Genomic DNA, 21278 nt, shown 5'->3' with positions numbered 1-21278 from the left:
AATAGGAATTTGCTCGCGATCGCCTCTGCAAATACAGGTATTTTAGTCAAATTTATTGGATGTGAGGATTTAGATGTCAGGCAAATTTCTCTTTCTAGGTTGGCAGCTATTAGCTATCAATAAATAGCAAAAATGATTTGAATCATCTTAGAAAATAAACCTGAGCTAGGAAAGTGGAATATGGCTAGAAGTAGGAACTCGAAGTATCAAGTGCAGCTAACAGATTCTCTGGTTAAACAGGTTGATGAAGGAGGAGATTCAGGTATGGATGCAGCGATCGAAAACTCGAATGATTTCAAAGAGTGCGGGTTAGAGAAGGTTGAAAAACCTGCTACTAAAATTCATCTGATTGATGGAGAGAAAGGCGGAGTTGGCAAGAGCTTATTTGCTAGGGTTTTGATTCAGTATTTCTTGGACAAGAACTTCCCATTTTTTGCCGTAGATACCGATCGCTCAAATCCAGATGTATCTCGAATCTATGAAAGTGTATGCCGTGAAGCTCTGTTTAGCGAGGACGAGAAGAAGTTTTACGAAGCGGATCGGATTTTTGAATTGGCGTTTGAGAAGAGCGTAATTGTCAATTTACCGGCTCAGGTTTATCCTTTGGTAACTAAGTGGATGGGAAGGAACAATTTAATTGAGTTGGGGAAGCAGTCTCGGATTAGTTTTTGCAAGTGGTTTATTTGTACGGGGGGCTACGATAGCGTGCAGCTCTTTTTGAAGTCAGTTAAGCATTTTGACAATAAGATTGCTCACGTCCTCGTTCGCAATTTGGGATTGGAGGATGATTGGAGTTCTGTGGAAGAGATGGAGGAGGTGCAGAATGCGATTAAAAAGTATGAGGTCAAGGTGATTGATTTTCCTAAGTTTTATTCGCGGGAAAGGAATGCGATCGATGCTTGGGGGATAACTTTTGATTTGGCAAGGAATAGTCAGGAACTTGGTGTGTTGGGCCGGCAGCGAATTAAGTCGTTTATGTTGTCAGCTTATGAAGCGTTTGAAACTACGGGGATGTTGCCGTGAGTTATGGTGTTGTTGATACTAAATCTTTGCTTGATATTGCTTTAGAGGGGCAATCTGAGGAGTATCGGCGCAAAGTTTTGGAGTTGGCTTTTAAGGGGAAAATTGAGCCAACTGACCCAATTTTTCTGATTTTGTTGGCTACTGGCCGATTGGAAGTGCTGATTCAAGAGAGTCCGAAACCGGAGGATTTTGAGTTAGCGTTCGATCGGTGGGTGGCGCGGATTAACAAAACTTTGGCGAGTTACGAGCGAGTGGCGGTTGAGAAGCAAGAGGGGCAAATTGCTGAGATTGTCAATTCTTTGGTGCGTCAGACCCAATTGACTCGGTGGAAAACATCGGCTCTTGCTTTGATACCGGCTGCGGGTATCCTGTTGGTGGCGTTAGGTGCCGGTGCTGTGATGGGGTGGATGGGTTTACTTTGGTCGCAGAGGGGATTTGCACCGGGGGAGCCGATTCACCTGACTCAAGAACAGGCGGAGTCTTTGCGTTGGGCAAGTAGCGCTGAGGGGAGGTTTGCTCGGAATTTGATGAAGTGGAATTCGGATAGTCTGACTAATTTAGAGTGTAAGAAGGATGTCTTGCGGCTGGGGGTGACTTTGGAAGTGACGGGAAGGCCAGCTACTTCGGGATTCTGTACAATTTGGGTAGAATCGCCAGAGTATCGTAAATTTAAGGATTGAACACTGGTGTGACTTTACCCAGAAGTTAGCTAACTTTTCCAAGTTCTACTGCAGTTCGAGGTCGCGGTGGTCCAACTACCCATATAAATTATCCAATTTCGCAATCTCTTCTGCGCCACGCTGATAAAAACCGATTTCTAGATCTATTTAACGAAAAGCAATAAAAAAGAACTGCTCTCAGATATTCAACGGTTGCAAGATGAGCAGCTATTGAAATGACAGGGTGGAGCACAACCAGTATTTAAAAATTCTACCTGGTTTGAAATTCGCACGTGCATGGTTGTTTCCCAAGCTTGGGATGCAGTCTTTATCAAAAATCAAGAACTTAAAGATGCTTTGCAACCCATTAGGATTAGCACCAGGTAATTCATTGTATGGACGAGGCGTAAGAGTAAGAAAAAATCAACCGATAGCAGGGTTTGATATCGCTTGTAAATGGAAACGCAACTATCAAAGATTAAAAGTAAAAGATGCCTGGTTTATTTTGACAGAAGGGGGCTCATTGTCAGTGGCGATCGCCGCCTATAAACAACGGATGGGAATCGAAGAAATGTTCCGAGATTGCAAGAGTGGGGATACAATATAGAAGGAACTGGTTTAAGGGGAGAGCGGCTCATTAAAATAATTTTGTTAATGGCGATCGCATATCTGGCAGCGATCGCCCAAGGAACTGAAATTCAAAAAAAACAGGTACAAAAATACGTATCTCGCGGTAAAGACTCAAGAAAAAAATACCGGAGACGGAGTACATTTGGCATTGGTCATGATGGAGAACAGTGGGTAAATTATTTCGATCGGCACTTGAAAGACATCCAAGAGTTAATGAAGTTAACTCGAAATAAACATCGTTTGTGTTTTCTATCTGTTCTTATAAACGCCTGGAATTCAGTAAGCATCTACTTTCTACCTTTATTGATAAGTTAGATTTAGACCCGGATTTGATTTTAAATCACCCTAACCTTCCTTCAGTCTTGTCTTATGGTACTTTGGCTGCTTAAAAACTGTCCGGAGTATTGAAAAATTTCTTTTCATTCCCTCTTGACACTCCAGTGGACTGGATAGTTCAAGATAGGATTAACCCCTCAAAGAAAAGGAGAAATACAACCATGACACAGCTAAAAGTCCCTAACATGGCGTGTTCAGCTTGCGACGAAACCATTACCAAAGCCATCAACACAGTAGATGCCGCCGCAAATGTTCAGGCAGCTTCCAAGACCAAACTGGTCAATATCAAAACTCAAGCATCTGAAGCCGCCATTACAGAGGCAATTACAGTGGCAGGTTATCCCGTTACCTGTCACTAAAGATTTCTCAGACCCATTTTAAGGATGAAAATAAGGAGGTTTTGTATGGAAAACGCCACTATGAAACTGCGAGGCATGAGTTGTGCCTCTTGTGCAAGTAACATCGAAGAGGCAATCCGCTCAGTTCCGGGAGTTGAGACGTGCAATGTTAACTTTGGAGCTGAACAAGCCAGCGTTACATATAATCCCAGCCAAACTGATGTAGCAGCGATTCAGGATGCCGTGGATGCGGCTGGATATTCTGCTCTGCCGATGCAAGATGATGTACTTGCCCCAGAAGATGATGCAGAACGGCAGGCGCGGCAAAGTGAAAATCAGGACTTGACCCGCAAGGTGTGGGTTAGCGGTATTATCAGCGCCGTTATCGTGATTGGCTCGCTGCCTGCGATGACGGGATTGCCTATTCCCTTCATTCCCATGTGGCTGCACCATCCCTGGCTACAACTTGTACTCACTACTCCAGTATTGTTTTGGGCGGGTAGGTCTTTCTACATCAATGCCTGGAAAGCCTTGAAGCGTCATACGGCGACAATGGATACGCTAGTAGCGATCGGGACAGGGGCAGCTTACCTCTATTCTCTATTTCCCACCTTCTCTCCCCAGTGGTTTATCAGTCAGGGTCTTAAACCAGATGTGTACTTTGAAGCGGCATCTGTAATTGTTGCATTGCTCTTGCTAGGACGACTGTTGGAAAACCGCGCTAAGGGACAAACCTCAGAAGCAATTCGTTCTCTTATGGGTTTGCAGGCAAAAACGGCGCGGGTAATTCGTAATGGACGAGAGGTGGACATTCCCATCGCTGAGGTAGTGTTGGAAGATGTCATTCTAGTTCGTCCGGGTGAAAAGATTCCCGTGGATGGCGAGATTATTGATGGCTCCTCAACGATTGATGAGGCAATGGTGACGGGTGAAAGTGTACCCGTGAAAAAGCAGCCTGGTGATGAAGTGATTGGAGCGACTATTAACAAGACTGGAAGCTTCAAATTCCGAGCCACACGAGTGGGTAAAGATACGTTTTTGGCGCAAATCGTTAAACTGGTGCAGCAAGCGCAAGGCTCCAAGGCACCGATTCAGCGATTAGCCGATCGCGTTACGGGATGGTTTGTCCCTGTTGTGATTGCCATTGCGATCGCTACCTTCATCATCTGGTACAACATCATGGGCAACGTCACAATGGCATTGATTACCACCGTGGGCGTGCTGATTATTGCTTGTCCTTGTGCGCTTGGCTTAGCCACACCAACCTCGATCGTGGTGGGTACAGGTAAAGGGGCAGAAAACGGAATTTTGATTAAAGGTGCAGATAGTTTAGAACTGGCGCACAAACTGCAAACTGTTGTTTTAGACAAAACAGGCACGATTACGCAAGGTAAACCCACTGTAACGGACTTTATAACGGTTAATGGTACCGCCAATGGTAACGAGCTAAAACTTCTGCGCCTCACTGCATCCGTCGAACGGAATTCAGAACATCCTCTGGCAGAAGCGGTGGTGCAATATGCCCAATCTCAAGGAGTGGAGTTGACGGATTCACGGGAGTTCGAGGCTCACGCAGGCAGTGGTGTGCAAGGGTATGTATCCAATCAATCGGTGCAAATTGGAACTCATCGTTGGATGAATGAATTGGGAATTGATACCAGTAGTTTGCAGCCACCGTGGGATCGATTGGAATATCTCGGTAAGACGGTTATCTGGATTGCCATAAATGGCAAAGTAGAAGGAGTTATGGGCATTGCCGATGCCGTGAAACCATCTTCTGTTGTCGCAATTCGCACTTTACAAAAGATGGGATTAGAAGTGGTAATGCTAACAGGTGATAACCGTCGCACGGCGGAAGTCATAGCGCAGGAAGTCGGCATCAAACGAGTTATTGCAGAAGTTCGTCCCGATCGAAAAGTCGCTCAAATCGAAAATCTTCAAGCAGAGGGAAAAATTGTCGCAATGGTGGGGGATGGAATCAATGATGCACCTGCACTTGCTCAAGCTGACGTAGGCATGGCAATTGGCACAGGAACAGATGTCGCGATCGCAGCTAGCGATATCACTCTAATTTCTGGTGACTTACAAGGCATTGTTACTGCCATCCAACTGTCTCGCGCTACGATCCAAAACATCAAACAAAATCTGTTTTTTGCCTTTGTCTACAATGTGGCAGGCATTCCCATCGCCGCCGGAATTCTTTTCCCGATTTTTGGATGGCTCCTCAATCCAATTATTGCCGGGGCAGCAATGGCATTTAGTTCCGTTTCTGTACTAACAAATGCGTTGCGTCTCCGTAACTTTCGACCCAAAAATGTTGGCTAATTTGATTCGTGCTTAAGAGGAAATAATGATGAACAAGCAACTTACATTTCTAGGAACATTAGCAGGATGTGGATTTCTGCTTGGGGTAATTTCCGGTTCAATTTTTGGAGTGTTAACGTAGCCTATTTTTGCACTCTGATGAATGAAACATCGAACGATAGCGCGGGTTTTGTCAATTACGAAGGAAATTTACTAAATACCTTTGTTCAAAACCCGCTCTTACTCCCATAATCTTGTGTATTTTTTAGGAGGTTTTCAAATGAGCGGCAAAACAACAATTATCGGTACTATGGCTAGTCTCGGGGTTGTACTAGGAGTGTTATCTGGTGAAGGAATAGCGCAAAATACCCATGAAACACACCCAACTCAAACACAGCAAAAAAGTCAGTTTCATCGCATTGAACAACCCTTAAGTAACAAGATTTTAGTTACTATGGCTGGAATCGGATTAATTAGTTTAGAACTTTGGTGGTTTCTCCTTAGCAAACCCAAATCTCAGAAAGCAGTTACAGCCAGTGGAGGAATTCAAGAAGTAACCGTCACCGTTGATGGTGGCTATGAACCCAGCCGCATTGTTGTGCAAGCTGGACAACCCGTGCGTCTTAACTTTCACCGCCAAGATCCTAGCAGTTGTTTGGAACAAGTCTTAATTCCAGATTTTCATATTGCAGCAGATTTGCATCTGAATCAAGTAACCTCTGTTGAATTCACACCTAAAAAAGCTGGCAGTTATGTCTTTAGCTGTGGCATGAATATGTTTCGAGGCGAAATTATCGCCGCCGAAGACCAACAACTTGAATCAACGGGGTTCGAGGAACCTCAAACACTAACAGAATCCCAGTTCAATTCATCCATGTCAACACATCAGCCTGAAACAAGAATTGACGCTGAAGCTATGCAAATCAATCCAACTGTTGACCGGGGCATCCAGAAAGTGACTATCATTGTTAACAAAGGCTACACGCCCAATCATCTGGTAGTTAAAGCAGGTAAACCCGTTCAACTCAATTTTTTACGCGAAACTTCTAGTGCTTGTTTAGCGAAAGTGCTGATTCCCGATTTTGGCATTGCTACCGATTTGTCTTTGAATCAAGTAACAACCATTGAATTCACTCCCGAAGACGTAGGAAACCACACTTTTAGTTGTGGCATGAATATGTTTCGCGGTACCATAGATGTGCAAGCCGCTAACCTCTCTGACCCAGATGAAATGGCTGCTCAAGCCTTAAATAACTGACCATCAACCAAGTGCGATCGCTCGAATGGTTTGTCCAGACGCCTACTGCTACCCAAAGTTGCGACATTCAGGCGATCGCCACTCAGTCATTCAAAAAAATGTCTAGCCCCTCTTGACTCTCCATCCCACTGGATAGTTTATCATAAGCTTAGAGTTGGATTCAGTAGAGGAAATCAGTATGTTAGTTCAAGAAAAGCAAAAACTCATTGGTTTAGTTGCGAAGGAAAGCGGCGTACCGATCAAAACCATTCGCTACTATGAGGAACTCGGTTTAATCAAGGCATCAGGCAGAACCGAGGGGAAATATAGATTATTTAATTCTGATATTTTGACTCGGCTAAGCTTTATTAAACGCGCCCAAACTTTGGGCTTAACTTTAGCCGAGATTCAAGAATTATTGACGGTTCACGATGGGGGAGAGTTGCCTTGCGAACACATCAAAGTTCAGTTGCAAGATAAACTGATCGGTATCGATATACAAATTCAGCAACTACTTATCCTCAAACTAGAGTTGGAAGGATTACTTTCAGGTGCGCCCACCTTACTAGAAAAGGTTGATTCCATCATTTGTCCTCTGATTCAAAAAGAGTAAATTCTTCTATAACTTAATTGTTTCGATCGGTGTGTCAACGGAGGTTATAGAAGTTGACACACTGGTTTTTTATCAAAAAATAATATCGATCGAGACAACGGCCCCATACACTGATTAAGGCAAGTTCAACAGTTATGGTCAAAGTGGGAAAATCAGGGTTTATATATCTTCTTGCTGCCTAAATATTAGAGTTGCAACCCATTAAAAAAGATGAATTAGCAGGGCAAATATTTGACAATGAGCTAGAGCTTGCCTACGCCGTAATTCAGGGAGTAGAAGTTAGAGGAGAAAGAGGAAACTACCGTAACCAACGTGTTAAATTTAAATCCAATCACCACATTTAGTTTTTCGTTACATAAAGATATTTTTTTCCGCCTACCTACTTATATGTCAATACGGTTCAGTTAAAACTATTTATTCCTCGGAGATCCCCCTAAATCCCCCTTAAGAAGGGGGACTTTGAGTAATTTCTTGTCCCCCCCTTTTTAAGGGGGGCTAGGCAGGGTGGATTAATTGTTCCCAAGTAAATTATAATAGTCGATCGCGATCGGATCGAGTCCGATCGCGATCGACTATCCATCGCGAGTGCATCAACAATGAATTTAATTGAAGCAATTAAATCAGTACCTGACCACCGACATCCGAGGGGGATTAGGCACCCCTTATGGCTGATACTCATGATAATTTTATTGGGTAGTTGTACGGGATATTGGGGATATAAACCCTTAGCTGAATTTACCAAAAATCATCGCTCGACTCTGATAAAACTATTCAACCTCCCACCAGATATCCGCTTTCCCTGTGACTCAACTTTTAGAAACATCATTCTCTCATTAGATTTCGAGGTAATTGCCGTCCTTTTTAATATATGGGCCGGGGAAAACTTATCGATCGCGCCAGGAGAATTGATGGCAATTGATGGCAAAAGTATCAAAAGCACAAGTGTTGGTGGCAATAGTTCTTACCAAAATTTTGTGAGTCTAGTTTCTGCGTACAGTCACGATCGCGGCTGGGTAGTCCGACATAAAGTTATGGAAAATCAGGAGCGAAGTGAAATCGAAGTTGTTGAGGAACTCGTGCAAGAACTTGCGGGTTCTCAAGTAGTAATTACTGCTGATGCACTGCACATGCAAAAAAAAACTGTTCAGTTAATTATTGATGGAGGCAATGACTACATAATTACCATCAAGAAAAATCAATCTAGTTTGTTTAAACTGGCTCAAAAATTAGTCGAATCTGTGGGCGCGATCGATGTGGCTCAAACCTCAGAATGCTTGCACGGGCGCACCACAACTCGTTCTACTACAATTTATCCCATATCAGCTCAGTTATTACCTGCGTGGGCTGGTGTCAAACGCATAATTGCGATCTCCAGATCGGGCAGTAGATGGTCAGGCAAAAAAAGTCGTCGTCGATTAGTTGATTTCCATGAAACGCATTATTATTTAAGTAGTAGGGATTGGTCAGCGATCCAATTTGAGTCGGCAATTCGAGGACATTGGTTGATAGAGAATCGACTCCATTGGGTAAAAGATGTGACGTTAAATGAGGATAACTGCATTTATCGAGGTGGCAATGCACCTGCTAACTGGGCAATGATTAGACAATTTTTAGTATCTCTAGCTCGGATGCTCGGTACTCGAACTCTGCCGTCCGCTTTAAGATTAATGGCTAATCAACTTGAAGATGTCAGCGAGTTACTTTTTGGCTCATTTAATTGCGACACATCAGTTAAATCCTGCACTCGATCGCCAGCAAATAACCCAGCCCCTTTGGTTTACTCTTTTGACAATTAATCCACCCTGCTTTTTAAGGGGGGCTAGGGGGGATCGAGCTTAACTGAACCGTATTGACTTATATGTCGGTTTATTCTGAAAAAATTTGTCAAAAATTTTTCGCTACCCCTTGACTCTCCAGTCGAATAGAGAATTTAAGCTGTTATTAGGTTGAGTAAATTCACGATTGATTTACTCAACCAACTTCACCCATTAATCACCATCGATTAGAAATTGAAGGCTATGGTACTGCAACTAACTGTTCCTAAACTGGCTTGTTCTGCTTGCGTGAATGCTATCACCAAAGTTATTCAAACGCTTGATTCTACTGCCTCGGTTCAAGCCAATCCAAAAACCAAACTTGTCAGCATAGAAACTCAAGCCTCCGAAACAGCAATCAAAGAAGCAATAGCTGCGGCTGGCTATCCATCCGTGTAAACCTTTTAGTTTTTTTTCCTGCCAGCGGTTAGCTTTTGGCTAGCCGCCAATCCTAAATATTCATCTTAACGGTGGAGTTTATCAGTAGTTTAGAGGATTCATTTACAAGAATGCCCTTAACTAAAAACTCCAAACGAGAACAGCAAAGTCTGAACCCCTGATAAATGGACCACCTCAAGTTTACTAACTGGAGAAAACAATGAAGCCATTTTTAACTGCAATTGCTATTACTTCAACTCTCATCCTAGCTCAAGGTTGCTTCTCACCCTCAAGCACGAAATCTGGCAAAACATCAACTTCTTCTGCCTCACAAGTGGCAAATACAAGTTCTCACGAGGGTCATGTAATGGATAATGTCCAGACATCAGGAGCTAATAAAAATCTTCATGAGGGTCATAATATGGAGGATTCCAAAACCCATGACGCTGGAGAACAACATCATGATGGTGGTCATTCGGGACATTCAGATGCCGAACCTGCGAATGCTATCGCTAAGCTGACAGTTCCCTCCAATATCGCGCCCAAAACTCCCGTACCTTTGGTAATTGAAGTCCAAAACAAAGAGGGAAAGTCTATTGCTGGTTTTGATAAATTCCAAGAACAATTAATGCACCTGATTGTCGTTAGCGATGACCTCCAATATTTCAATCATATTCACCCCACCTATAAAGGAAATGGACGCTTTGAAGTTCAAACTGATTTTCCCGGCTCTGGTGGTTACACGCTGTTCAGTGATTACAAACCAGCCGAAAATGCAGAACAAGTTTCTGTCTTAAAAATGCAAGTTCCGGGTCAAGCTTTAGCTCGGTCGAAAGTTGACATGGCTACCACCAAAACTTTGGGAAATACTAAGGCTAACCTCACGTTTTCTCAACCTCAAATAAAAGCAGGACAAGGAGTTAACTTAATTTTCAACTTGCAAGATGCTAGTAGCAACCAACCGCTGAAGGATTTACAGCCCTATTTAGGGGAAAGAGGACACTTAGTTATCCTCAAGCAGTCATCACCGTTGACAAAAGCCGACTATATTCATGCTCATGCCTTGAAAGATACTCCAGCAGGAGAGGTTCATTTTATGACCAGTTTCCCCCAACCAGGAAAATATAAGCTTTGGGGGCAGTTCAATCGTAATGGTCAAATTGTCACGGCTGATTTTTGGGTAAACGTGGAATAGTTATACTCGCATTTTTTGTTGCTGAAGCAGAGAAACAGATTTTTGTCTCGAAGGCTTGATTTCTCAACATTTTGCTATCAGCTAACTACTGGTGGTTGATAGCAAAACTCCTTGCCAATAAATCATGAGTAAACTATGGAATCATCTGAATTGCAACCTTCTTCAAACACCAATCTTCAAATCCATTCAGAGTCCGCTTCTTGTCGGCGATCGTCCCCTTGGTTATTGCTCGTGTTGCTCCTTGTGGGCGGTGGAGGGATTGGACTGTGGCGCGTTTTTGCTCCGAGTAATCAATCACCTCCAGCAACAGTTCAGCAACCGCCGCCAACGCCTGTAAAAACATTGTCGGTGCAAACCAGCCAAATTATAGAAAGCTCGGAGTTCATAGCTAGCCTGCAATCGCGTCGCTCTGTCACCCTGCGACCGAGAATTCAGGGTCAGGTTTCTGAAATATTTGTCCGAGCAGGAGAGCGAGTTGAAACAGGTACCCCTGTGTTGAAGGTTGATGCAAACCAGCAGCAAGCTTCGGTTGAAAGTCGGATTGCAGGGGTTGAATCGTCTCAAGCCGATTTGGAAACTGCTAGAGCAGAAGCAGCAAGCGCCCAAGCTGACGCCAAAAATGTCAGAGCGGTACTCAAAGCATTACAGGCTCGTCGAGTTTCTGAACTGTCTGACCTAAAACTCAATCAGCGAGAGTACGAACGGTTCAGCTACCTATATGGCGAAGGAGCTACCAGTCTGCAAATTCTAGATCAACGGCAAAACGGTCTGGAAGCAGCCAAAGCCAAGATTGCTCAGACAGACGCTGACATTGCCGCCCAAGAAGCCACGATCGTTAGAGCAGAAGCGGCAATTGCCAAAGCACGGGCAACGATCGTCAAGAACCAGCGGTTAGTCAAACAGGCTCAGGCAAATGTAAAAGAGCAAGCCGTGCAACTTCAGTTTTATACAATTGCGGCTCCCTTTGCTGGTACGGTGGGTGACCTTCCTGTAAAAATGGGAGATTTTGTGGATACCTCCACTCCACTGACGACCATTACAGAGAATCGTTCGTTAGAGGTGACTTTTTCAGTTCCCAATGAGCAGGCACTTCAGTTACGTCCGGGAATGCCCGTGGAGTTAACCGATGGTCAGGGTCGAAAAGTGGGTACGAGTCGCGTATTCTTCATTTCGCCCAAAGCAACGAATGATACGCAATCTGTCCTAGTCAAGTCGCTGTTTGACAATTCACAGGGACAACTGCGAACCGATCAGTTTGTCCGGGTGAAGGCGATTTGGGATAAGCGACCGGGTGTATTAGTTCCAACCACAGCAGTCACTCGTCTAGGTGGAGAAGCATTTGTTTTTGTCGCCGAATCATCCCAGCCGCAATTATCAACGCCATCTCAAATGGTTGCTCGGCAAAGACTGGTTAAGTTGGGCAACATTAAGGGAAATAAATACCAAGTTCTCTCTGGATTAAAGCCAGGAGAAAAAATTGTCGTCTCCAGTTTACTCAACCTCAGAGACGGCGCACCAATTATTCCTGAGTCATAAAAAAGCTGCGATCGCTAAGAGCCCTCACGTTTATTCCAGGTATAGCCTATGTTTGCCGATTTCTTCATTAAGCGACCTGTCTTCGCGATCGTCTGTGCTCTCGTTATTCTGGTAGTCGGGTTTATTAGTATTCCGACCTTACCTGTAGAGCAATATCCCGACATCAGCCCAGTACAAATCACGGTGACAGCCAACTACATGGGTGCCAGCGCTCAGGTGGTGGAGGACACTGTTACGACGGTGTTAGAGCGACAGATCAATGGGGTTGAAGGCATGAGATACATGAATTCGACCAGCAGCAATGATGGCACCAGCATGATTGTCATCACGTTTGAACAGGGCTACGACCTTGATGTGGCAGCATCGAACGTGCAAAATCGGGTGCTGCAAGCAGAACCCAAACTTCCAGAAGTCGTCCGACAAACGGGCGTAACTGTATCAAAGCAGTCAAGTGCAATCGTCTTGGCAATGGCACTCTACAGTGAAGACGATCGCTACGATGACACGTTTCTCAGTAACTACGCCGATCTCTATGTGTTAGACCCACTGCGGCGCGTTAACGGGGTTGGAAATATCCTTGCGTTTGGCGAACGCCGTTACGCTATGCGGCTTTGGTTAGACCCCAACCGCTTGGCAAGTCGCCACCTCACGGCTCAGGATGTTATCAGCGCTGTCAACCGACAGAATTTACAGTTGGGGATTGGTAGTATTGGGCAGCCACCTGCACCCGATGGGCAACTGTATCAAATTGACTTGCAGACGAGCGGCAGGCTGAAAGAGGCGACAGAATTTGAAAATATTGTCCTCAAAGCCGATCTAGATGGAACAACCGTGAAGCTGAAAGATGTTGGGCGGGCAGAACTAGGGGCTGAAAGTTACAACTCGTTTGCCAGCTACAAAGGTCACGTTTCAGTCGGCTACCAGATTTTACAAATTCCGGGCAGCAACGCTTTGACTATCGCCAAAGCAGTCAAGGATGAGATGGCACGACTGGCGAAGAATTTTCCACCGGGGTTGACCTATGACATTCCCTACGATTCGTCGCTATTTGTAGAGGCGTCCTTTCGAGAAGTAGTAGTCACGTTATTTCAATCGGTAGCGCTGGTTGTTCTGGTTATCTTCATCTTTTTACAAGACTGGCGCGCGACGATCGTTCCGGCGATCGCTATTCCCGTGTCTTTGATTGGAACCTTTGCATTTGTCAAAGTATTTAATTTTTCACTCAACAGTCTCACTTTATTTGGTTTGACCTTGGCAACTGGAATGGTTGTGGATGATGCGATCGTAGTTGCTGAAGATGTCACCCGTTTAATTCAAGAGAAGGGGCTGAGTCCAGTTCAGGCTACCTCCGAAGCGATGCACGAACTGTTTGGGTCGGTGATTGCCACAGCCCTTGTACTCATGGCGGTATTTATTCCAGTAGGCTTCTTTCCAGGGACAACAGGACAACTTTACAAGCAGTTTGCGCTGACAATTACCTTTTCGATCGCCATTTCCACGTTCAATGCCTTAACGCTAACGCCTGCCCTTTCTGCCCTCTTGCTGCGTCGGCAACCCAAACCGCGTGGCTGGCTGGGCTGGATTTTTAATTGCATCAATGGGTTCTTAAACTGGCTGCGTCGAAGATATCATCGCTCGCTTGGGTTCCTCACCCGCTTCAAAGGGATCGTGATGGTTCTGTTCATTGCATCGTTGGTGCTAACGGTTTGGCTTTACCTGCGCGTGCCCAAGGCATTTCTACCAGAAGAAGATCAGGGTTACTTTATCAACCTGATTCAGGCAGCCGATGGCACCTCCTTGAATTACACCAGACAAATTGTGACGCAAGCCGAACAGCAACTTCAAGAGGTGCCTGAGATTCGGGCAACCTTTGCAATGGGCGGGGTGGGGTTTAGTGGCAATACGCCCAACAGAGGACTTATGTTTGCGCCCCTCAAGCCGTGGGATGAACGACAACAGCCAGAACAGTCAGTATCCGCCATTCTCAATCGGATACGGGGACCACTCATGGCAATTCCCGAAGCCCCTGTGCTTGCGGTGAATCCTCCAACCATTCCCAGTCTTGGTAGTACGGGTGGCTTTGTGTTTCACTTGCAAGACCGAGGCGATCGCAGCACCAGTGACATCAGTAACCTGGATCGAGTCAAGACTGAATTGCTTACTCGTGCCAATCAAACACCGGGATTACAGGGGGTATTCAGTACCTACACGGCGAATGCACCGCAATTGCTCATTGAGGTCGATCGAGAGAAGGCAGAGGCACTACAAGTCTCGGTGGATGAAATTTTCAGTACGCTGCAAACCTACATCGGTTCGCGCTATGTGAATGATTTCAATGCCTTTGGGCGCACCTACCGGGTCTACGTTCAGGCAGACCAGCAGTTTCGCTCCAATCCAGAAGATATTGGTCAGTTGTATGTGCGACAACGTAGCGTCTCCCAAGGAGATTCGCGCAAAGGCGAAATGATTCCGCTGAGCAATCTAGTCAAGGTCACATCCACAACCGGGCCCCAAACTATTAATCATTACAACCTGTATCGAGCCATTGAAATCAACGGCGCAGCCGCTCCTGGATTTAGCTCTGGACAAGCGATTCAGGCAATGGAGAAGCTAGCGGCTGAGGTGTTGCCACCCAACATGGGATTTGAGTGGTCGGGAATCTCCCTAGAAGAGTTAGAGTCTGGGGGACAAGCACCGCTCATTTTTTGCTTAGGCGTTTTCTTTGTTTTTCTGGTGCTGGCAGCTCAATACAATAACTTCTTCGATCCGCTGATCATCATGCTGTCGGTTCCCTTGGCAGTTCTGGGAGCATTGGCTGCTCAATCGTTACGAGGGTTGTATAACGACGTTTATTGCCAGGTGGGTCTAGTCATGTTGATTGGTTTAGCCAGCAAAAACTCCATTTTAATGGTGGAATTTGCCAACCAATTGCGAGAGCAAGGTCTTTCTATTACAAAGGCGATCGTAGAAGCTTCACAAGATCGCTTGCGACCCATTCTGATGACGGCAATTTCAGCGCTGTTGGGTGCTTATCCTATGGTATTTCCGACAGGGGCAGGTGCAGCGAGTCGTCAGTCTCTAGGTACAGCCGTTTTTAGTGGAACGTTTGTTGCTACTTTCCTTAGTTTGTTTGTTGTACCCATTCTCTATATTGTGATTGGCAAAATTCAGGCGAGACTGAGGCGATCGCTTTTCAATAGTTAGGAGAGCGATTTTTTTCGGATGCCTTTTAATACCATTGGTAGATTTGTAAAAACAATATCCTTTCGATGCAATACTGGCATTACAGGTATTTTTTACTGCTTGTGAGTCGATCATCATCAATGTAGTCCACTTCGGTTTTTTTAACTTGCAATCGGACTTGAGAATGTAAGACCCTCATCAACTCTTCAAGCACACCTTGAGAGCGCCACTGTTTGTAATACCAATATACGGTTGAGTAGGGAGGTAAATTTAATGGTCGCGTCTGCCCAATTGCCACCATTTTTGAGTTGATAGAAGATGCCATTTAAAATTTCTCTTTGAGTCCAGTTAGGGGGTCTAGTTTTCTTTTTAGCGGCAATATTTGAGAGAGTAAGGGTGACAAAACTTCCCATTCAGCATCTGTGAGATTAGTAGAGTACGGCATCGCCCGAGAGAGTGTTAGGTTAAGTAAAAATTATTGACTCAAAGATAGGAAATGATTTTAATTATCAAGGCTTGCATCAAATTCGGTTAATAAACGTGATATTTATAGGGACAAAGACCAGCCCCAGATGTTTCATTTAGGCTTGCTATATGTAGATGAGTCGGGAATGGATAACCGAGACCAATATGATTATGCGAGTGAATGAACGAGGCAACGTTTCCATGCACTTAAATCAGGACGACGCGAAGGTCCGATCAATACGATAGCGAATGCTCTATGTAACCAAAAACTGAGCGACCCTTTTACAGTCGTTGGAGGTTGTAATCGAACAGTTTTTGAAATTTGGCTAGAAACAAGTTTGGTTCCAACACTGGTTAGAGGACAGGTGATGGTGATGGATAATGCCACGTTTCATAAAGGTGGTCGGCCACTCGGAGTTGATTCAAAGTGCAGGGTGTAGACTGTTGTATTCACCGCCTTACTCCCCAAATTTCAACTTGCATTGAACACAGAAGAGTCTGGGCTGGGGAGTCGAATTTGTAAACACAAGAATCAGTTTGATTGCTTACGATCGGCGACCCTTGTATGTCTTACGCCTTGTGTCCGGCGCCGACGAAAGCGGTTGCTATATATCGCACCGGCTAATTTTATCATATTTAATAACGCAGCAATATTGACAAAAATATCTTCAAATACGCAGTGAATTTTTTGCGATCGACCCTAAAAGCATCGGATTCACCGACGTACCTCACTTTCTTGAGAATCGCTATATACCCTAAGATCGATCGACCTTCGATCGCATTCTTGCCATCTTATAGGGTGGTCACTGCCAGTCCTGTCAAGGTGCGATCGACGGATTTGCGTCATTCTAGGTGTGGGCGATCGGCAATAAACAAGATTTATTCCAATAGACATCTCCTAAAAAGAATCTATTGTGAAAGCGAGGCATGTAGGGCGTAAGCCGAGGGCCGACAGTCTGTGCCTCAAACCTTGGATTTTATGTCCAAATGCAACACCGGACCCCATCTGCAGTCGATCGATCTTTAAGGCGTAATTTCTATTTTGAAGATGTCTAATAAAACTGCTTTGTCTCTACAGCTTACGAAAATAGCCGTTGGAGTACTCACAAGCATAAAGTACAGAGACTTTTTCAGGCTTGTCTGCAAAAAACTCATCACAAGCACGTTTTACACCCGGCGATTTGAAGGGGCCAGCAGTATATGGACGTGAAAACACCTTTTCATCATAATAAACGCCAAAAAAGCAAATAGCTCCTGGCGTTAGACGCTCGTACACATAGGGCAGTACATATTTAGTAGAGCTATATAGATCGCAGTCCACAACTGCAAAGCTTATCTTATCTGGAAGACATGAAGGAACAGTATCCTCGAACCATCCTTTATGAATATGTGGTAGATCCAGTCCAACATCGGAAAAATTCTTTTTGAATTCGTCGAGTCTAGCTGTCATCGAACCTTTATCGTATATTCCATCTTTAATATCGTCTCGTTTTAGTTCTGGAAGCCCTTCAAAGCTATCAAACACATGAAATTGTTTCTCCGGCGCATACTCATGCAGAACTTTTTGGATCGCAATGGAGCTTTCGCCAGCATTGCAACCGACTTCGACAACATCACCAGATACTTTGTATGCTGCTGTTTGGCTTGCCAAATGAAAAATATTCATTCGAGCTTCTACATTTGCCATGCCAGGCGTTTTTGGAATAACTTGACCGTTCAAGCGAAATTTATTCAATACCCGATTAGCCAAACGATGGCGTTTGCGTGGAGTCCGGTGATCCCAATCAAAATAAGTTGCAATGAAAGTATTGTTCATATCGTTTGCTAGATGAAATCGTGAATAGTGGTTGAGAGGATGGATGACTTCACTTAGAATCTTTGGGTCAGCAGCATAGCGGTGGAACCGAATTACAGAGTTTTGAATAGCGGTGGAATAAACGTTTTGGAAGCTGCTAATAGCAATGACTTTAAATAGAAGAAATGAAAATCCTATCTTTGCAAAGAAGTTGAGGAACACTCACTTCATTGAGACTAGAGATAGAGTAGCGAAAGAAAAGGTTGCTACTTGAGATACTCCCAATTGGTTTACTTCTCTAGAATTGCACGCAATTATGAAATCAGGATGAAATTCCGGTCGCTCCAAAGCATGAAATCATCTTCCTTTCAGAAGAAAGAGGCAATTACTTCAATTCACATCTAAGATCGCCCGCAACGAAATTCCGAGGGGTTGAGGGTCTTCTTCACCACCTTGACAGGGCTGGGATTTCGTTGCGGGCGATCGCAAAGACCATTAATGATTACAGGCGATGCCGAAGCGGTTGCCAAGGCCGTTGCTGGGGATTTGCAGATCGATCGCTACTATGCTCGTGTCTTACCACAGGATAAAGCTTCGCTGATTCGTCGATTCGTCGGCTCAAAGCTGAGAAGCCGACCGCCTTTGTGGGCGATGGCATCAATGATGCACCTGCTTTAACCGAGGCAGATTTAGGACTTGCGATCGGCGCGGGAACCAATGTGGCGATCGAGTCGGCTGATTTAATCTTGGTTAAAAGCGATCCGCTCTATTTGTAGATGCGCTAGGGCGCACCTTATGTCTAGGAATAATGGCATATCAATAAGTTTTTACAAGTCAAAAATGTAAATTTCATCCTAATTTCATCTCTCCGGGACAAGCTGAAGATAAATGGCAGTTTTAAGGATGTAAAATCTATGAAACCAATTTCATTAAAAACAAGCTTTGCAGCGCTGACATCGATCGCCGCAGCCGCCCTAACCAGCGGAGTGCTTGCAGCTTGTTCAAAAGCTCCTACAAGCCAAACTCAAGCACCAAATATTACCGCCGCAACCGAAGCGAACAACAAGCAAGACGCGGCACAAGGTGGCATGGGTGGCATGAATCACAATATGTCAATGGATTTAGGCCCGGCTGATGCCGACTACGATTTGCGATTTATTGATGGCATGACACTGCACCATCAAGGTGCAGTAAACATGGCAAAAGAGGTACTCAATAAATCCAAACGCCCGGAAATGAAAAAAATAGCAAATGAGATGATTGCCGCTCAGAATCGTGAAATTAATCAAATGAAAGAGTGGCGAAAAACTTGGTATCCCAAAGCCAGCAGTACGCCAATGGCTTATCACGCTCAAATGGGTCACATGATGGCAATGACTCCCGAACAAATGCAAAGCATGATGATGAGCATGGATTTAGGGGCCGCTGACGACCAATTTGACTTGCGATTTCTCAATGCGATGATTCCCCACCACGAAGGAGCTTTGGTGATGGCCCAAGATGCTTTGAAGAAGTCTAAACGGCCGGAAATTCAGGCATTATCCCAAGAGATTCTGACTTCGCAAAAGCAAGAAATCGAGCAAATGAAACAGTGGCGACAAGCTTGGTACAAACAGTAATACAATATTTCATCCTGATTTCATTTTTATCTGCAAAACTGAGCTGTGAGTTCAGATTCTCCCCTACTCAATCATGCAATACTACCGCCGTGTCCGCTCCCCAGCACCGATAGTTCACTTTTCGGGAATACTCCTGACTCTTTTGTTATTCATCGAGTCCACCCCCGTTTTTGCCCACGCGGGACACGGAGATGAATTTAACCACAGCGGCGAAACAACTGAAACTCCTACTGCTATTTCTGTCGATGCCGAAACAGCAAAACGATTAGGAATTAAAGTTTCCCCTGCCGCTCGCCAGCGACTAGATATCGGTATCAAAACCACAGGACAAATTGAAACTTTACCCAACGAAAAAGTAGAAGTTACGGCTCCTGTTGCTGGAAAAGTAGTAGAGTTGCTAGTTAAGCCTGGGGACAAAGTATCAAAAGGTCAACCGGTTGCGGTTTTATCGAGTTCAGAATTAGGACAGTTGCGGGTTGAATCTCTCTCGAAACGTGCCGAAGCTGAGGCAGATTTGCAGCAGGCGGAAGGAGATTTCAAACTAGCACAAGAAAATTACGATCGCCAACTTCAAATATCCGCAGCAGAAATCGCCCAAGCCCAAACCCAATTGGCAGCGGTAACTAAGCAGTACCAGCAAGAACAAGAATTAGTAAACAAGCGTTCAGTTGTGCAAGCCGCTCAAGAAAACTATCAGCGTCAAGTTGAAATAGCGCAAGCCGAAATAGCGCGGGTCGAAACTGAATTAACTGTGGCAAAAGAACAGTTCGATCGCGACAAAGAATTGGTAGCGGCAGGAGCGATCGCGCGGCGCACAATGCTGGAATCGCAAGCCCGCTTCGCCGAAGCAAAAGCCGCTGTTGCTAAGGCAAAAAGCCGTCCTGAAGTTATCCAAGCCCAAACCGAAATTAAACAAGCCGAAGTAGACCTCCCAATGCGGGAATTGCGGGACTCTCAAGGCAGAGTAGCAGAAGCCAAAGCTCAACTTACCAGAGCTCAGAGCCGCCGGGAAGTCCTAGAAGCCGAGAACCAACTCAAACGCGGCAAAACTGCCGTCGAAGTCGCTCAGTCGCGCATTCGCTTGGCTGACGCAGCCTATCAAGCGCGGCTCCAACAATTAGGAACTGTTGCCAACGATCGAGGACTCGTTACCGTAGTTGCTCCGATTTCGGGGACGGTAGCCGATCGCTCCATCACCCCAGGAGAGTCAGTAAACGCTGAAAAACCGTTGATGAGTCTGTTAAATGACAGCCGCGTTTTTGCCACAGCCAATATTTACGAAAAAGACCTGAATCAAGTAAAACAGGGTCAGGAAGTCAGGGTAAAAGTCGCTAATTTACCCGATCGCATTTTTAATGGAAAAATCGCCTTAATTGGGTCATCCGTGTCAGGAGAAACGCGGGTGGTGCCGGTGAAAGCAGAACTAGATAATATTAACGGTGAATTAAAGCCAGGACTGTTTGCTGAGTTGGAGATTTTAACCGACAAAACTGCCACAAATATTTTAGCAATTCCGAGTGCGGCGGTAGTGGATGTTAGCGGTAAAAAAACCGTTTACGTCCAAAATGGCAATGCTTATCAAGCTGTTGAAATTGAACTCGGTCAAACTGCCGGAGATTTAGTTGAAGTGAAGAGGGGTTTATTCGAGGGAGATTTGATAGTAACGCAGCGAGCACCTCAACTTTATGCACAATCTTTGCGGGGCGGCAGCAAGCCCTCAAAAGACGAGGAAAAGAAAGAGGCAACTCCAAAGGCAACAGAGGTTAATTTTAATAATTTACCCGTGTCTTTATGGTGGGCGGGAATAGGGGGAGCAGTTGCGATCGCATCCCTGACTTTCACAGCAGGCTTGTTGTTGGGAAATCGGCGCAAATTGCCAGCATTAGCAGCGGATTCTGGAAACAATGCCGGAAACAATAGTTTTTCCCACTCTGCATCGCCGTTGCACAATGAACTGCTGTTACACAATAACAACCATCACGTTAAAGCTCAAGAGACAGAAGTCAAGAGTTTGAAGTAAACAATTGCGTGAATATAGCAATTTAGTTTGCAGAAGTATCTATCTATAGCCTTTCTCAGTAACATGAGGTGCTCATAGGGCATAGGGCATAGGGCATAGGCATAGGACTCGCCCCCATACCTCACTTTCTTGA

Annotated in this window: 18 protein-coding genes; 16 read left to right on the top strand and 2 right to left on the bottom strand. The window is 45.0% G+C overall.

Going from position 1 to position 21278, the window contains the following annotated elements; translation table 11 throughout:
- Positions 1-180: 180 nt before the first annotated feature.
- From QUA80_RS11435 to QUA80_RS11375, 13 genes are all read left to right on the top strand, one after another.
- A complete protein-coding gene (locus tag QUA80_RS11435; protein ID WP_333424202.1) occupies positions 181-1023 on the top strand; it encodes a mobilization protein in 843 nt (280 codons plus the stop codon).
- Complete coding sequence (locus tag QUA80_RS11430) at positions 1020-1703, top strand: DUF6753 family protein (protein ID WP_333424200.1); 684 nt, start codon at positions 1020-1022, stop codon at positions 1701-1703. The genes QUA80_RS11435 and QUA80_RS11430 overlap by 4 nt, the downstream gene beginning before the upstream one ends.
- Before the next feature lie 223 nt (positions 1704-1926).
- Positions 1927-2289, top strand: coding sequence for a hypothetical protein (locus tag QUA80_RS11425; protein ID WP_333424197.1), 363 nt, complete (start codon positions 1927-1929; stop codon positions 2287-2289).
- Positions 2265-2627, top strand: coding sequence for a hypothetical protein (locus QUA80_RS11420; RefSeq protein WP_333424196.1), 363 nt, complete (start codon positions 2265-2267; stop codon positions 2625-2627). Before QUA80_RS11425 ends, QUA80_RS11420 begins: the two co-directional genes overlap by 25 nt.
- A gap of 182 nt (positions 2628-2809) precedes the next feature.
- Positions 2810-3007, top strand: coding sequence for a heavy-metal-associated domain-containing protein (locus QUA80_RS11415; protein ID WP_333424194.1), 198 nt, complete (start codon positions 2810-2812; stop codon positions 3005-3007).
- Positions 3008-3052: 45 nt separating this feature from the next.
- Positions 3053-5311, top strand: a complete 2259-nt coding sequence (locus QUA80_RS11410; protein WP_333424192.1) for a heavy metal translocating P-type ATPase — start codon at positions 3053-3055, stop codon at positions 5309-5311.
- A 259-nt stretch (positions 5312-5570) separates the two neighbouring features.
- Complete coding sequence (locus QUA80_RS11405) at positions 5571-6548, top strand: cupredoxin domain-containing protein (protein ID WP_333424191.1); 978 nt, start codon at positions 5571-5573, stop codon at positions 6546-6548.
- A gap of 178 nt (positions 6549-6726) precedes the next feature.
- Positions 6727-7140: a heavy metal-responsive transcriptional regulator gene (locus QUA80_RS11400; protein WP_333424189.1), complete on the top strand. Its 414-nt coding sequence runs from the start codon at positions 6727-6729 to the stop codon at positions 7138-7140.
- Between the two features lie 596 nt (positions 7141-7736).
- Positions 7737-8936 carry an ISAs1 family transposase gene (locus QUA80_RS11395; RefSeq protein WP_333424187.1) on the top strand — a complete coding sequence of 400 codons (1200 nt, stop codon included), beginning with the start codon at positions 7737-7739 and terminating at the stop codon, positions 8934-8936.
- Positions 8937-9158: 222 nt separating this feature from the next.
- The gene (locus tag QUA80_RS11390; RefSeq protein ID WP_015211780.1) at positions 9159-9353 is read left to right on the top strand and encodes a heavy-metal-associated domain-containing protein; all 195 of its coding nucleotides are present in this window, start codon (positions 9159-9161) and stop codon (positions 9351-9353) included.
- 199 nt (positions 9354-9552) lie between these two features.
- Positions 9553-10527 (top strand): hypothetical protein, encoded by a 975-nt coding sequence (locus QUA80_RS11385; RefSeq protein ID WP_333424186.1) that lies wholly within the window; start codon positions 9553-9555, stop codon positions 10525-10527.
- Between the two features lie 135 nt (positions 10528-10662).
- Entirely contained in the window at positions 10663-12063 is a 1401-nt protein-coding gene (locus QUA80_RS11380) for an efflux RND transporter periplasmic adaptor subunit (RefSeq protein WP_333424184.1), read from the top strand.
- Between the two features lie 48 nt (positions 12064-12111).
- On the top strand, positions 12112-15267 hold the full coding sequence (locus QUA80_RS11375) for an efflux RND transporter permease subunit (protein WP_333424182.1): 3156 nt from the start codon (positions 12112-12114) through the stop codon (positions 15265-15267).
- A 79-nt stretch (positions 15268-15346) separates the two neighbouring features.
- Here the strand turns inward: QUA80_RS11375 and QUA80_RS11370 are convergent, their stop codons facing one another.
- Complete coding sequence (locus tag QUA80_RS11370; protein ID WP_333424180.1) at positions 15347-15571, bottom strand: hypothetical protein; 225 nt, start codon at positions 15569-15571, stop codon at positions 15347-15349.
- A gap of 1212 nt (positions 15572-16783) precedes the next feature.
- Positions 16784-17527, bottom strand: coding sequence for a TylF/MycF/NovP-related O-methyltransferase (locus QUA80_RS11365; RefSeq protein ID WP_333424178.1), 744 nt, complete (start codon positions 17525-17527; stop codon positions 16784-16786).
- A gap of 623 nt (positions 17528-18150) precedes the next feature.
- On the opposite strand from QUA80_RS11365, the gene QUA80_RS11360 reads away from it, so the two are divergent.
- From QUA80_RS11360 to QUA80_RS11350, 3 genes are all read left to right on the top strand, one after another.
- Positions 18151-18282 carry a hypothetical protein gene (locus QUA80_RS11360; RefSeq protein ID WP_333424176.1) on the top strand — a complete coding sequence of 44 codons (132 nt, stop codon included), beginning with the start codon at positions 18151-18153 and terminating at the stop codon, positions 18280-18282.
- Positions 18283-18420: 138 nt separating this feature from the next.
- Positions 18421-19125 (top strand): DUF305 domain-containing protein, encoded by a 705-nt coding sequence (locus QUA80_RS11355; RefSeq protein WP_333424175.1) that lies wholly within the window; start codon positions 18421-18423, stop codon positions 19123-19125.
- 73 nt (positions 19126-19198) lie between these two features.
- Positions 19199-21145: an efflux RND transporter periplasmic adaptor subunit gene (locus tag QUA80_RS11350; protein ID WP_333424173.1), complete on the top strand. Its 1947-nt coding sequence runs from the start codon at positions 19199-19201 to the stop codon at positions 21143-21145.
- Positions 21146-21278 lie beyond the last annotated feature (133 nt).

The organism is Microcoleus sp. F4-D5 (assembly GCF_036704885.1).
Classification (GTDB): Bacteria; Cyanobacteriota; Cyanobacteriia; order Cyanobacteriales; family Microcoleaceae; genus Microcoleus.
Note: the sequence above shows the minus strand (reverse complement) of the source record. Positions and strands in the feature narration are given on the sequence as shown.

What these genes read in the sequence shown, in the direction of transcription:
- QUA80_RS11385 (WP_333424186.1), top strand. Translation starts at nt 9,553, where the DNA reads ATGAAGCCATTTTTAACTGCAATTGCTATTACTTCAACTCTCATCCTA.
- QUA80_RS11435 (WP_333424202.1), top strand. Translation starts at nt 181, where the DNA reads ATGGCTAGAAGTAGGAACTCGAAGTATCAAGTGCAGCTAACAGATTCT.
- QUA80_RS11355 (WP_333424175.1), top strand. Translation starts at nt 18,421, where the DNA reads ATGAAACCAATTTCATTAAAAACAAGCTTTGCAGCGCTGACATCGATC.
- QUA80_RS11395 (WP_333424187.1), top strand. Translation starts at nt 7,737, where the DNA reads ATGAATTTAATTGAAGCAATTAAATCAGTACCTGACCACCGACATCCG.
- QUA80_RS11415 (WP_333424194.1), top strand. Translation starts at nt 2,810, where the DNA reads ATGACACAGCTAAAAGTCCCTAACATGGCGTGTTCAGCTTGCGACGAA.
- QUA80_RS11390 (WP_015211780.1), top strand. Translation starts at nt 9,159, where the DNA reads ATGGTACTGCAACTAACTGTTCCTAAACTGGCTTGTTCTGCTTGCGTG.
- QUA80_RS11350 (WP_333424173.1), top strand. Translation starts at nt 19,199, where the DNA reads ATGCAATACTACCGCCGTGTCCGCTCCCCAGCACCGATAGTTCACTTT.
- QUA80_RS11370 (WP_333424180.1), bottom strand. Translation starts at nt 15,571, where the DNA reads ATGGCATCTTCTATCAACTCAAAAATGGTGGCAATTGGGCAGACGCGA.
- QUA80_RS11375 (WP_333424182.1), top strand. Translation starts at nt 12,112, where the DNA reads ATGTTTGCCGATTTCTTCATTAAGCGACCTGTCTTCGCGATCGTCTGT.
- QUA80_RS11400 (WP_333424189.1), top strand. Translation starts at nt 6,727, where the DNA reads ATGTTAGTTCAAGAAAAGCAAAAACTCATTGGTTTAGTTGCGAAGGAA.
- QUA80_RS11365 (WP_333424178.1), bottom strand. Translation starts at nt 17,527, where the DNA reads ATGAACAATACTTTCATTGCAACTTATTTTGATTGGGATCACCGGACT.
- QUA80_RS11380 (WP_333424184.1), top strand. Translation starts at nt 10,663, where the DNA reads ATGGAATCATCTGAATTGCAACCTTCTTCAAACACCAATCTTCAAATC.
- QUA80_RS11410 (WP_333424192.1), top strand. Translation starts at nt 3,053, where the DNA reads ATGGAAAACGCCACTATGAAACTGCGAGGCATGAGTTGTGCCTCTTGT.
- QUA80_RS11405 (WP_333424191.1), top strand. Translation starts at nt 5,571, where the DNA reads ATGAGCGGCAAAACAACAATTATCGGTACTATGGCTAGTCTCGGGGTT.